The sequence below is a fragment of the Phormidium pseudopriestleyi FRX01 genome (assembly GCF_017313335.1).
GTDB lineage: Bacteria > Cyanobacteriota > Cyanobacteriia > Cyanobacteriales > Laspinemataceae > Laspinema > Laspinema pseudopriestleyi.
This window is the reverse complement of record NZ_JAFLQW010000060.1, coordinates 1-13,326: the sequence shown is the minus strand read 5'-3', so window position 1 is coordinate 13,326 and position 13,326 is coordinate 1. Positions and strand designations below refer to the sequence as shown.

Here is a 13,326-nt window from a genome sequence, read left to right as displayed (position 1 = left end):
GTGTTTAAGCTGGGGTGCAAAATTTAGACGGTTGAGGATGCGATCGCTACTACTCACGAACGAGGCAGGATTATGCGGACTTACACGATGCAACAAAGTACCCAGGTGGCCGATCGCGCAACGGCGGATATTACCCAGTGGTTGCAAAATTTACCCCGGACTATTTCGATTCAAAATGTTGAAGATGACCCGGACTATCGGAAGATGGATGTTGATTTATTGGTAACGACGGACCGGGGGGAATCTAAACTGGAAATTAAAGGCGATCGCTATCATAAAACTGGCAATTTCTTTTTTGAAACTCACAGCAATCAGGAAAAAAATACCCCCGGTTGCTTTCTCTATACCGCAGCAGATTGGTTGTGCTATTATTTTGTGGAAATCAGGGTTTTGTACTTGCTGCCAATGCCTGCTACGCGGGATTGGTTTATCAACCAGATGGAACGGTTTCGGGAAAGGTCTACCACCACTCCAATTAGAGGAGGCGGTTATTACACCACCGTTGGACGTCTGGTCCCGATTAAAGTGGTCCTCAAAGAAGTCCCTGACGTCAAACGTTACGAACTGGGGTAAGTTAGGGACAGGAACACTCAAAGCGATGAAAAATCAAGCTAAAAGGGGATTTTCAACCCACCTCGCCTCAGCCCAAGTGATCAAGTCTGGGCAGTTGATGCAACCTGTGCCAGATCTCAGTTAAAACTGAGAGGGAGAGAATTTTTAGTTAGAGGGAGTCTGCTGTGGATCCGGAGAAGCAACAACAGATCATCGGGTATTTCATCGAGGAAGCTAGGGAGCACCTCGAAACCATCGAAAAAGGACTGTTAGAATTACAGTCCACCATGAATGATCAAGAACAATTGAATGAACTGTTTCGCGCCGCACACTCGGTTAAAGGGGGTGCAGCTATGTTGGGCTTTGGGAGTATCCAAAAGACAGCCCACAGCTTAGAGGATTGTTTTAAAATTCTGAAAGAGGAGCCAGTTCCTGTTGACCAAAAACTGGAAACATTATTTTTAAAAGTGTATGACACTCTGCAAAAATTACTGGAACGCCTCCAAGGGCCTTTTGGCTTGAGAGAAGAAGACGGGGCAGAAATTGTCCAAGAGTCCCAGCCTGTGTTTGAGGAACTGAAAAAATATCTGGATGCCCTCGTTAATGGAGGGGGTGAAGCGGTTGTACCGCAAGCCAGTCGTGACGTTGGGTTGGAGATTGCCAACGAAGTGATCAATCTGTTGCGACAAATGTTGATGCTATTCAAGCAAAAGCCCGATGCAGAAAACCGCAAACGGATTGGGACGTTATGCAATCAACTGGCTGAAATGAGTCCTCAGATGCAGAATTGGCAAACTTTGGTGAAAACGGCTGCCGGGGCGATCGCCAATCCCAAAAACAGCTACGACCTGATCGCACCTGTGACAATTAAAGAACTCAAATATGCCAGCGATTTTATCGCGGTTGGCAAACTGGATACCATGCTCCCGAGTTCATTATTATTGGAATTGGCCGGTAAGTCCCCGAACCAAGGGGGGATCACCCTCAAAGAAAAGGAGTTTATCATTCACTCAGACCCACAAGCAGCGGCGAAGAAACTGATTGAAACTTTTGATAAAAAACAGCTTACTGTCTTGACCAAGTTGTTAGTCAAAGCGGTGAAATCTTAAGGATTTTCAAACCCTTACTTCCCTTTTTGACCCGAGGCTTTCGGGACAGTCAAAGGAAGACAACCGGGATTTTTGATCCTATAAATTCTGGCTTGTTTGGGCTAGATAGCTGTTCCCGGACTGATGAGATACGAATTGATTGGCAGAAGGAGTGGGAGCACCTTGCTCCCTACGACAACAAGGGAGCAAGATGCTCCCACTCCTTTAATTGTCCGGAATTCCTCCCAAATTAGGGAGTTTGCCAAATCCGTTGATGGTAGGCATCAACATTGGCATAGGGGTCGGGATTGTCGTGACCCTGACCGTGGTCGTGACCATGACCATGACCATGATCGTGACCATGACTATGACCGTGATCATGGCCGTGACCGTGACCCTCCGACTTGGCCATTAATCGGAACTTGCACATTTCACAGTTCATGTTCACCTGCCCTAGATGGGTTTCAATTTCGCGATCGCGCAGGAGGGTTAGCAATTCTCGATTAATTCCCATTTCTGGGAGTGCCGTAATCGAAAGGTCCGTCCATTGTTCTTGTTGCGCGGCGGTGATATTGAAAATTTTCTGGACTAAAACGCCGGTAAACAGGAAATAAGGAACCACAATAATCCGCTTAGGTTGGAAGAGTCTGGCGCGGTCAAATCCTTCTTCTAACCGGGGATGGGTAATGCCAATAAAACCGACTTCCACGGTTTTATAACCGCTACCTTCCCAGAGAATTCGGGCGATTTTATAGACATCGCTGTTGGCATCCGGGTCACTGGAACCTCGTCCGACGAAGAGTAATACTGTGTCCGATCGCTCAATCTGATTTGGGTTGTGCTCCGGTTGGTCCAGTTGCGCCAGTCGCGATCGCCACAACTCTACAATTCCCGGCGCGATTCCAAAATGCCGTCCATAATAAAACTTCAGATGAGGATGCCGTTCCCGGGCGCGGTCTAATTCATTGGTAATATCAAACTTATTGTGGCGGGCAGCAAACAGCAGCACTGGCAACACGGAAAATTCAGAATATCCCAGGTCCACACACCGATCTACTCCCTCCTGAATCGTAGGGCCAGTGAGTTCCAGGAAACAAGGCACAACCAAACGAGACGAGTCTAAGGCTGTATAGGCTGTTGCAAAATCCAGGAAACTTTGCCGTCCCCGTTCGTCTCGGGTGCCATGACCGACCAGTAATAAAGGACGCTGGATCGGTAAAGGGGGCAATTCCACAGACTGTAACTCGGAAGTTTGTGACGTAATTTCGATGAGATCGGATGTTTTGACGTTAGACATTAAAATTCAGGCTCCTTGTCCCGTGCGAGGCAGGAAATCGATTGAGCAAATAGCGGGCGAGGGCCTTCTGGCTTGCAATTGCTTCTGAGTCCCCGGGCTGAAAACACCCCCGGGACCCCAGACCACCAATCGCTGACAGTTGCCGCACAGCCTCGGATTTTCACCGGAGTTTCCCCGCGCCCTTCTTCTAGCTTCGTTATCTTATCTTATTTAGCTGGGAATCTCTATGCTGGGGAGGGGGATAGATTTAGGCGTCCTCCTCTATTCCTGAAAAAATAACTTATGTAAAATAAAGAATAAAGAATTAAGAACCCAGGATTTTTTAGGGTTTCAACTTGGAAATTTTGCCCGTTTTAAAGAGCTGTTTTATCTATCTACAAAGCCAGTTTCAGCGCATTGATTACCCCTGGGTTTAAAATTTTTCTTCCAGATTTTCCAGTTTATGCTGTATAATCTAAATAGACTTACCAAACCTAAAGCTGGGGGTGGATAACTTTAATTGGATATAACCAAACCATAACAAATCGATAAGTCAAGACCAGGAAACTCGGTCACTCTACGGATGCAAGCGAACATAAGGGTTCGACTTGGATCGAGTTTGCTACCGTAATCAAACCCAGTCATATAAAGGATAGAACTTGTATGAGACTGCCTCATACTTAGCGTTTTAAGTCTCAAAAAAAAGCATCAATGAAACAAATCGCTCCAGGCGATCGCCCAGGGAGATCGGGCGGTTGTCATCGCATGAGGCGGACGAGCGATCGCCGTTCAATTGTTTTGCTTGATTTTTATACAAAAAATTGAGGGCATAGGCTGAAAATGTCCGATTTCCGGATGTCCAGTCCGGATATTTCCTTGATGCCTGCTGACTTGTATTCCCTCCAGAGGGCGAGGACGTTGCAGAGATTGGGTTTTTGAAACTTAGTTTCTCAACTCTGTCCCGACGGCCTCGGAACTATACCGAATCGATCTCCTGCTTGCATTCCAACCTATTAAACAAACGCCTTCGCGTTTGTCCTGTCCTTTTTTTTCCAATTCCTTAATTTATTTATGAGTATCATCAGTAGATGCCCCGTAGCGGGCGAAACAGACTTACAACAGATTGCTGATCTAGTTAAAACCTGTGAAATCGATGGTTTACTAGACGAAGATAAATCAATCGCCGATCTCAAATGGATCGTCACCACCTCATCGGTCCGGTCCCGGCGTTTATGGAAAGACTCGAATGGTCACCTGCGAGGGTTTGGACAACTTTGGATACCCGAACCCGACGAACAACTCGATGGATATTTGTGGTTCTACGTTGACCCCAAAGATGCCCTCCAAAATAGCTTTATCGATGGCATTATTCCTTTAGAAACCGAAATTTTAGATTGGGCAGAAAATCGCCTACGGGAGATTGGAAATAAGAGTGGACTGAGTATCCACTTACATACCAAAACCCGTGCCGAAGCCTTAATTAGAATTTCCACCCTAGAACGGCATAATTTTAGCCTAGAACGAACCTTTTTGACCCTCGTTAAATCCGACATGGAAGCCCTCCCCACCCCAGAGTTCCCCTCGGGATTTACCCTGCGATCGGTAGAGGCCCCAAGGGATAATCAAGCCTGGGTAGACTTATATAACAAATCCTTTATGGACCACTGGGATCACCACGATTTAACCCTTAGTAGTTTTCAGGATTGGCAAGAGGATCCGAACTACCAACCGGAATTTGATTTAGTGGCGATCGCCCCCGATGGCACCTTTGCCGCCCTTTGCCAAAGTTCCCTCCAAACCGCCTTACCTCACTCCAGCAAAACCGGCTGGATTAGCTGGTTAGGAACCCGCCGGGGCTTCCGCAGGATGGGTTTAGGACGTTCTATCCTCCTCGCTGCTATGCAACGCCTCTACCGCGCCGGTGCCACCAGCATCAAGCTCGGGGTCGATGCTGATAGTGCGACAGGTGCAACCCGATTGTATGACGCAATGGGCTTCCATCCCGTCCAAAGTTGGCTGTCCTACGTTAAAACACTGTAGAGCAAGGCAACGGTTCGTAGTAACGACTTCAGTCGTTCTCTTCTGATGTTCGTAGTATAGCGTTTCCCACTGTTGTTCGCGTACATTCTTTTGGAGTGCGAGCATCTTGCTCGCTTGTCTTCATAGCGAGCAAGATGCTCGCACTCCTGTCATAAGCTCGCACTCCTGTCATAAGCTCGCACTTCTATAATTCATAATAAGATGGGTATCGCAACCGGCGATGCCGGTGCCTGCTGACGCTGATTGGATTAACCTGTAACCATGAGACAAAAATTTTGGATTCTGCTGTGCCTGATGAGTGCGATCGCCATCATCTTAGTGAGTCTTACTCACCATCAATCCCCAGTATCCTTTGATCCCTCGGATGCTCCTCTCTCACAGCAACCCGCAGATCCAGTCCCCACCCTTCCCGAACCCAGTCCCCTCAGCATGGAGTTCCGGCGTGCTCCAGTCGTCGTCCCCGATCGCCTGATGGCAGATTTAGAAGCATTAGCCTTTGATCGCTCAACCCCAGACAGCCGCGAACAGTCCCGAGAGTATATCCGCAGTCGCCTCATAGCAGCAGGATGGACCCCGCAATCCCAACCCTTTGCAGAGGGAATCAACATAATTGCCAAAAAACCGGGTAGGAATCCCACAGAGGGAAGTATCCTCCTCGGCGCACATTATGATACTGTTCCCGGTTCTGCCGGTGCCAGTGATAATGGCAGTGGGGTGGCGGTGTTGTTGGAAGTGGCGCGACTGTTGCAGGACTGGCAAACTGAGCGATCGCTAGAGTTGGCCTTTTTTGATTTAGAGGAAATCGGATTACATGGCAGTTTTGCCTTTGCCAGCGATCAAAACTTAGTCGCGGATTTGCGCGGTGCGATCGTGGTAGATATGGTGGGATATGCTTGTTATGAAGCCGGATGTCAGGATTATCCCAGTCAACTCCCCATTCAACCGCCTAGCGATCGCGGTGACTTTGTAGCGGTGATTGGAGATACGGAACATTTACCCCTGCTGGAAGTGTTCCAGATGGAAACTGCGGCTGATTTACCGCCGGTTTATACATTGCCGGTTCCCTTTAAAGGATTGTTAATTCCCGATACCCTAAGAAGTGACCATGCTTCTTTTTGGTATCAAGGGATTGGGGCAGTTTTAGTGACCGATACGGGAAATTTGCGATCGCCTCACTACCATCAACCCAGTGATACGCCCCAAAGCATTGATCGAGCCTTTTTTATCAGTTCCGCACAACGGATTGCTGATGCGACGGTGACATTATTAGAGAGTCAGGGAAGCTTAGAAACGAACTCGATTCGGACTGATGAAAATTTGGGGATGTAAACCAATCAAATGCAGGGGCAATTCATGTACCGCCCCTACACGAATGATTTAGAAGCGCTATAGAATTAAGAGGAACACCTAACTTGGGAACCCGTTATGTTAGAAGCGCCCACCCAGATCACCCATCAGGAATTAGCCACCGACGCGATCGCCTTGATTCGGCAAGCGGGGTGTGAGTATGGGGAGATCCGTCTGTGTCGTTATCGAGATCGCAGTCTAACCGCACGCGATCGCTCGTTAAGTAACTTGAGCGATCGCGTCAGTTCGGGATTTGGGGTGCGGGTTTTATATCAAGGGTCTTGGGGATTTGCGGCGAGTCACCGCAGGACTTCGGCAGAAGTTAGACGAATTGTGGCCCTCGCGGTGGAGATTGCGAAAGGCAGTCACCTCACGCAACAGACTCCGGTGAAGTTAGTCCCGGTAGAGGCATATCGGGATAGTTATATGACCCCGATTGAAATTGACCCCTTCACGATTCCCATTGAGGACCAAGCGGCGTTATTGTTAGAGATTAATGAGCGGTTGTTAGGGTATGGCGATCGCGGGATTAAAAAAGCTTCGTCTTTCCTGCGCTTTACCCAGGAACAAAAAACGTTTGCCTCAACGGAAGGGTCGCTGATTGAACAAACGATTTACCGCAGTTATCCAGGATATAATTGTACAGCGATTGCCAATGGAGATGCCCAGAGTCGCAGTTATGAACGGCCTCCGTTGAATTGTGGGTATGAACATATTGACCATGTGGACTTGCTGGGGGAAGTGGACCGAGTGGCAACGGAGGCGATCGCCAAAGTTCATGCCCCCAAGGGACCCTCGGGAATTGAAACCACCTTAATCCTCAAACCTACCAATCTATTTCTCACCATTCATGAATCGGTAGGACATCCCACAGAACTTGATCGCGTGTATGGTTATGAAGCGAACTTTGCCGGGACCAGCTTTGCCACCACCGATGGATTGGGAAGCCTTCAGTATGCCGCCCCTTGGGTCAATTTTAAGGCCGATCGCACGCAACCGGGGGGACGGGGAACAATGGGATATGACGATGAAGGAGTTATATCACAAGAATGGCACGTTGTCAAGGATGGAATTTTAGTTGATTATCTCACCGATCGCGAGACAGCAGCGCGACTGGGACGAGGGAGTAGTAATGGATGTGCTTATGCCGATAGTTGGTATAACGTGCCGATGGTACGGATTCCCAATCTCGGGTTAGAACCGGGGCCAGATGGGGGGAGTCATACGGCCACTCTCGCCGAAGCGATCGCCGATACCGAGGATGGGATTTTAATTGATGGGATTGGCAGCTATTCCATCGACCAACAACGGCGGAATTTTCAATTTGGCGGGGATGCCTTTTGGCAAGTCAAAAAAGGGAAAGTGGTGGGAATGTTAAAAGATGTCACTTATCAGGCGATGACCACGGATTTTTGGAAAAGTATAGATGCGATCGGGCCGAAATCTGAGCAGATTCAGTGTGGCACCAATCTTTGTGGAAAAGGAGAACCCATGCAGGTGGCGCAAATGACTCACGCCTGCGTTCCAGTCAGAGTGCGGGACATTTTCATTGGCGGCCCTTCTTAACCCTTGGGGACTGGGGAGGTTAGGCGATCGGTCCCCTTTTTATCCGGTCCCGCCTCGGATTTTCCCATGAGGTAGAGGGGAAGTCTGGTCAAGAGGCGGGTCCTAAGCTACTGGGGAGAAAGAGTTGGTCCTCTTTGCCAAGAAAATACAAGGAGACCGACTCAATTTATCAAAAATTCAAAAACCCAGGGAGACAAGGGCAGAGATTGCGGATAGAATCAGATTAATAATACGCTTTTGAGCAATCAAGATAGGAGCACCATGAGAAAGAGCAGGAATATAGCAATCCTAAATGATTTATGACATATATAGCTCTCCTCTCCCCCTTTGGGCCGCCTTATGTTGGGGGTGAGGGCATTCCACAACTGATTTAGAACTGAAATAGGACCAAGAGAAACAATCGCTTTTGACCCTGACCCTCTGGCAAACCCAGCCGAATGAAAAAAAAGCGGTTTCCTTCAGATTCCCCTTAAAAAATTTATTAAATAAAAAACCCGATTGATGCCACAACTAAAACTCAGCGATTCCATCCTCAATCGCCAAGAACTAACGTCGTTGGATATATTGGTTTCCCCCATCTGGATTTGGGACTTTGACCAAAAGCAGGTATGGTGGGCAAACGCGGCGGCCCTAGGGCTGTGGCAGGTGCAAAGCATAGCAGAACTGCCAGCAGGAAATTGGAGTAACCCATTTGACGAGAATTCAAGCGGGATCGAACTCAATATAGAACAATTAGAGCAGGGTATAACTGTGGTGAAACAATGGACCTTTCAAGCGGATGGTGAACCCGTATCCATTCGATGTGCTTGTTCGGGAATTCGGATTGAATCGGGAAGAATGGGGGTTTTGGTGGAGGGAATGACCGAAGTCATGAAACGCCAGGACTGGGAACTGTGGCGGTCGAATGAAGTGCTCAGGCAGGCGACGGTGATGATTTCCCTGTACAAAGCCGATGGCACGATGGTAATGCAGAACCCGGTGGCGAAGCGGTGTTATGGGGAGGAAAAAACGGGGGATAATTCGGGGGAAAATTCCTGGAGAGAGCGATTTGTCAGTAGCAGCGATGCGGAACGAGCGTTAAATTGCATTGAAGCGGGGAATGTCTTCTATCACGAAACCCAGATGCAAACCTTGCAGGGGGTACGATGGCACGCGGTAGAGATTCGCAATGCGAAGGATCCGGTAACAGGCGATCGCGCGGTTTTGGTGAATGAAAAAGATATTACGGAACTCAAGGAAGCGGCAGTCCAACTCCAACAGCGCGATCGCCTGTTAGAGGGTGTGGCATTAGCAACTTACGCGCTGTTAACAGCCTCCAATCTATCTGAGGCGATTTCTAAGGCATTAGCTGAATTAGGAAATGCCGCAGGAGTCGATCGCGCGTACCTGATGGAAAATTATCAAAGTCTGACCGAAGAACATCTGATGAGAATGTGCTGGGAATGGGTTGGGGAAGGAATTACTTCATCGAAGGAGAACCCGGAATTCCAAACCCTTTCTTATGAGGAAAATTTGCCGGGGTGGTACGAGACTCTCTGTGCAGGAAAAGCGATTGGGGGAACGGTTCGAGACTTACGCCAGGTTGAACGGTCCATCCTAGAAGCACAAGGGATTCAGTCTATTTTAGTCATGCCGATCGCCATTGAAGGGCGGTTTTGGGGGTTTATCGGCTTTAATGATTGCCATCATCAACGGCAATGGTCCGAAACAGAAGAATCGATTTTGAAAGCGGCAGCAGGAAGCATTGGAGGGGCGATCGCCCGCCACCAAGCGGAGTCTAAACTGGCTACTTTGAATGCTCAGTTAGAGGCGATCGTGGAGGAACGCACCGCTAAATTAAAAGCCGCCAATGATCGACTTAGGGCTGAAATTTCTGAGAAAGCTAAAATCGAAGAAAAATTGCGCCATAATGCCTTTCATGATGCCTTAACGGAACTGCCCAACCGGACGTTATTTATGCAAGAACTGCGTCAGGAGTGGGAACGAGGTAAACAAAATTCTAACTATTTATTTGCGGTTCTATTTTTGGATCTGGACCGCTTTAAAGTGATTAATGATAGTTTGGGACATGGGGTTGGCGATCGCCTTTTAATTGAGATTGCCGAACGTCTTCGCAAGACCCTGGCAGTGCGTCCCCATAGTTTCCGGCGCAATGAACACGCGATCGCCCGCCTGGGAGGGGATGAATTTGCCATCCTCCTCAAAGATATCCGCGCCTTACGCACAGCAAGGCGAGTGGCGGAACGAATTCACGCTTGCTTAACCCGTCCCTTTGCGATCGAAGGACAAGAAGTGTTTACCAGTGTGAGTATCGGGATTGCCCTCAGTTCCCGAGGTTATGAACGCCCCGAGGACCTGTTACGCGATGCGGATATCGTCATGTATCGCGCTAAAGCTATGGGACGGTCTCGCCATGAGGTTTTTGATACCGCCATGCATGACCGCGTTGTCCGATTACTCAAGTTAGAAAACGACCTCCGGCGCGCTATTTCCGAAGGAGAAAAGCGATCGCCCAGTCCCCGGTTTTTCCTCTCTCCCACCCCGGATTCAGAAGGCAATGATACCGGAGAAGACGGGGGGATTCAGACCCCATCCCTGCCCTTTAGTTCCGGCAAAAAACCCTCCGCCTTTACCTTGCATTATCAGCCGATTATTTGCCTAAAAACGGGACGAATTGAAGGATTTGAGGCCCTATTGCGATGGGAACATCCTGAACTGGGGTTCGTGCCTCCAGGGGAATTTATCTCCATCGCCGAGGAAACCGGCTTAATTGTTCCCCTCGGGCAGTGGGTACTCCGTGAGGCGTGCCAACAGTTGCGAATCTGGCAAGAACGATTTCCCCAATCGTTACCCTTAACCGTGGCGGTTAACCTATCGGGACGGCAATTTTCCCGCGTGGATTTGATCGCACAAGTGGATCGAATTCTGGCCGAAACGGGAATCGATGGCAGTATGTTAAAGCTGGAAATTACCGAAAGCGCGATCGTTGATAATCCCGAATTAGCCACCGAAATGCTATTGCAGCTTAAAGAGAGGAAAATCAACCTTTGCATGGATGACTTTGGCACCGGGTATTCTTCCTTGAGCTACTTACATCGGTTTCCCCTGGATACTTTGAAAATTGACCGTTCCTTTGTGAATCGGATTGGAGTTGAGGGAGAAAATTCCGAAATCGTGATGACGATTGTGAGTTTAGCTCACGATTTAGGCATGGAAGTGATTGCCGAGGGAGTGGAAACATTGGCCCAGTTAGAGAAACTCCAACAACTGGGATGTGCGATGGCTCAAGGGTATCTGTTTTCACCCCCCGTCAATAGCGAAAAAGCGTCTCAGTTGCTGATTCAGGAAGGGAAATTAGTCAACAATTGGTAACATTCTGCGGTCCCAACTGATGAGTTTTGCTCAACAATGTAGCCCTGTCAATGTGGTAAATTTAATGACGAAAAATCGTTTTTCCTTGTAGGGGTTTGGTCTCTAAATCCTCTTCAGTCCATCGCATTGCACCCCTACAAATACATCTTGACAGGGCTAGGTCCAGGGTCTGAGTTCGTCAAGGGCGCGATCGCTGTTCTTGATAGGCCAAATAAACCGCCTCTAAAAACTCCTCTGCGGATACCTTTTTATTCAGGGGTTCTTGGATGATTGCCCCTTTAACCTGACTGGCTAATTGACGACTTATTTTTGATCGCGCCTCAATGGTGAGTTGGTTGCGCCGTTGCAAATATTCTCGAATAATTGCAAAATCATCCGGTAGTAAAGCTGACAGATTAGCCCGTTCTACTACCTGATTTTTCAACAGTTTGCCGGATTCAGAAATCGTAAAATTAGCCTCGGCGATCGCGCGGTCTTCTTGGATCACCAAAGTTCCCGCCACCCAATCCCCTAAGCGCTTTTCCCGAGAGGTTAAGGTAATCAAGAACGCGCCAATAAATAGCACATCATCCACCGGACGCAACAACGCCCGTAGGGTCGATTGCTGAAGACCGCAAGGCCGCCCATCATCCCGAATCACCCGAATCTGGACCCGCCGCTTCCCCGGAGTTTGACCCTGCCAAAACACTTCAAACCAGACAAAATAGCCTACATAGATGGCAAACAGCAATAAACCTAAAATTGCGAATAACCACTGTTGTAACCGAACGCTCGTTCCCAAAGCATTGTTAAGAATATCAGCTAAAAACAACGACCCTAACGCCCAAACCACGACTAAACTAAGTTGGATTAACCCCAAAACCAGATAATCAAACATCAGGGCGTAAACCCGGTTACCAATTCCCGCTAAGGTAAATTCTAAATTCACACTTTCAGGAGTTTGGATATTGATTCGATTTAATAAAAACATTACCCTGTTGAATCCTCCGATATTAACGGATGCCTAGACCGTCCCAGTCATCCAGTCAGCTCCAGATACAGTTATTTTAAACGAGCCGGGGACAAAATTTGAAAAAATGTGATAAACCTGGACAAGTTCCTCCCCCAACAGGAACTTACGGGACAATGGTTTATAGCGTTTATAGCCACTCTTGCAGGATTTATGCCCTCTCCTGCTCCCCTCTCCTTGTAGGCCACCTTATGTTGGGGAAGAGGTCTTCTTCCACAACTGATATAGTCCAAGCTATACAGTCTGTATTCCTTGAATTTCTATCCGAAATAAGAATTGTTAAGCCACAGAGTCCAGGAATGATTTAGACTGACTAGAGAGAGTGATGTAATTTTGAGGAATCTTATGAATGTTCAACGGTGGATTGCTCGACGGGAAACGAATTGGCGGCGACTGGATACCTTATTGAGGCAAGTTGAAAAAAAGGGATTAAAATCCTTGCAAGCGTTAGAAATTGAGGAACTCGCGAGTTTATATCGGTCCGTTTCGGCAGATTTAGCACGAGCGAGAACCCACAAACTGGGGATGACTTTAGTCCAGGAGTTGCAGCAGTTGACCTCGCGTAGTTATAGCCAAATTTATCAAGGGTCTCGCCGACAGGAATGGGGGGCAGTTGTGGAGTTTTTGCGATGGGGTTTTCCAGGGATTGTCCAAGAAACCTGGGGATATATTGCGGTGGCGATCGCGACTTTTACTTTGGGAGCTTTGGTGGCCTGGTGGTATGCTTGGCAAGACCCGGTTTTTATGGCGATCGTAGTACCACCGGATATCATTGAAATTGTCCGGGATAAAGGGGAATTATGGATGGGTTCTATTGTGGGAATCGAACCCCTTGCCTCTAGTAGCATCACCATTAATAACCTCAAAGTTTCCTTTGGTGCAGTGGGGGGAGGCATTACGGCGGGGATTTATACCCTGTTTATTTTAGTTTATAATGGCATTCATATTGGGGCGATCGCCACCCTAATCGCTCAATATAATTTATCCTATCCATTTTGGGCCTTTGTTTGGCCTCATGGTTCCCTAGAATTACCCGCCATTTTCTTTGCCGGGGCTGCTGGTTTACTGATTGGTCG

9 protein-coding genes are annotated in these 13,326 nt (G+C 48.2%); 7 read left to right on the top strand and 2 right to left on the bottom strand.

Annotated features, from left to right (window positions below; all coding sequences use genetic code 11):
• Positions 1-87 precede the first annotated feature (87 nt).
• Both J0895_RS02545 and J0895_RS02540 read left to right on the top strand, forming a co-directional pair.
• Complete coding sequence (locus tag J0895_RS02545) at positions 88-573, top strand: hypothetical protein (protein ID WP_242540998.1); 486 nt, start codon at positions 88-90, stop codon at positions 571-573.
• Positions 574-737: 164 nt separating this feature from the next.
• Complete coding sequence (locus tag J0895_RS02540; RefSeq protein WP_207086569.1) at positions 738-1,661, top strand: Hpt domain-containing protein; 924 nt, start codon at positions 738-740, stop codon at positions 1,659-1,661.
• A gap of 229 nt (positions 1,662-1,890) precedes the next feature.
• Here the strand turns inward: J0895_RS02540 and J0895_RS02535 are convergent, their stop codons facing one another.
• The gene (locus J0895_RS02535) at positions 1,891-2,937 is read right to left on the bottom strand and encodes a sirohydrochlorin chelatase (protein ID WP_207086568.1); all 1,047 of its coding nucleotides are present in this window, start codon (positions 2,935-2,937) and stop codon (positions 1,891-1,893) included.
• A gap of 1,050 nt (positions 2,938-3,987) precedes the next feature.
• Here J0895_RS02535 and J0895_RS02530 point away from each other — a divergent pair.
• The 4 genes from J0895_RS02530 (at position 3,988) to J0895_RS02515 (ending at position 11,241) form a co-directional block, all read left to right on the top strand.
• Entirely contained in the window at positions 3,988-4,956 is a 969-nt protein-coding gene (locus J0895_RS02530; protein WP_207086567.1) for a GNAT family N-acetyltransferase, read from the top strand.
• Positions 4,957-5,217: 261 nt separating this feature from the next.
• A complete protein-coding gene (locus J0895_RS02525) occupies positions 5,218-6,285 on the top strand; it encodes a M28 family peptidase (protein WP_207086566.1) in 1,068 nt (355 codons plus the stop codon).
• 96 nt (positions 6,286-6,381) lie between these two features.
• A complete protein-coding gene (locus tag J0895_RS02520) occupies positions 6,382-7,869 on the top strand; it encodes a TldD/PmbA family protein (RefSeq protein WP_207086565.1) in 1,488 nt (495 codons plus the stop codon).
• A 501-nt stretch (positions 7,870-8,370) separates the two neighbouring features.
• Positions 8,371-11,241, top strand: a complete 2,871-nt coding sequence (locus tag J0895_RS02515; protein ID WP_207086564.1) for an EAL domain-containing protein — start codon at positions 8,371-8,373, stop codon at positions 11,239-11,241.
• Between the two features lie 178 nt (positions 11,242-11,419).
• Here the strand turns inward: J0895_RS02515 and J0895_RS02510 are convergent, their stop codons facing one another.
• A complete protein-coding gene (locus tag J0895_RS02510) occupies positions 11,420-12,211 on the bottom strand; it encodes an RDD family protein (protein WP_207086563.1) in 792 nt (263 codons plus the stop codon).
• Between the two features lie 384 nt (positions 12,212-12,595).
• On the opposite strand from J0895_RS02510, the gene J0895_RS02505 reads away from it, so the two are divergent.
• Positions 12,596-13,326: stage II sporulation protein M (locus J0895_RS02505; protein WP_207086562.1), on the top strand; the 731-nt coding region annotated here is incomplete at its 3' end.

Bases quoted from the DNA above. Each gene is read 5' to 3' on its own strand.
- J0895_RS02545 (WP_242540998.1), top strand. From the start codon at position 88: ATGCAACAAAGTACCCAGGTGGCCGATCGCGCAACGGCGGATATTACC.
- J0895_RS02535 (WP_207086568.1), bottom strand. From the start codon at position 2,937: ATGTCTAACGTCAAAACATCCGATCTCATCGAAATTACGTCACAAACT.
- J0895_RS02530 (WP_207086567.1), top strand. From the start codon at position 3,988: ATGAGTATCATCAGTAGATGCCCCGTAGCGGGCGAAACAGACTTACAA.
- J0895_RS02525 (WP_207086566.1), top strand. From the start codon at position 5,218: ATGAGACAAAAATTTTGGATTCTGCTGTGCCTGATGAGTGCGATCGCC.
- J0895_RS02520 (WP_207086565.1), top strand. From the start codon at position 6,382: ATGTTAGAAGCGCCCACCCAGATCACCCATCAGGAATTAGCCACCGAC.
- J0895_RS02515 (WP_207086564.1), top strand. From the start codon at position 8,371: ATGCCACAACTAAAACTCAGCGATTCCATCCTCAATCGCCAAGAACTA.
- J0895_RS02510 (WP_207086563.1), bottom strand. From the start codon at position 12,211: ATGTTTTTATTAAATCGAATCAATATCCAAACTCCTGAAAGTGTGAAT.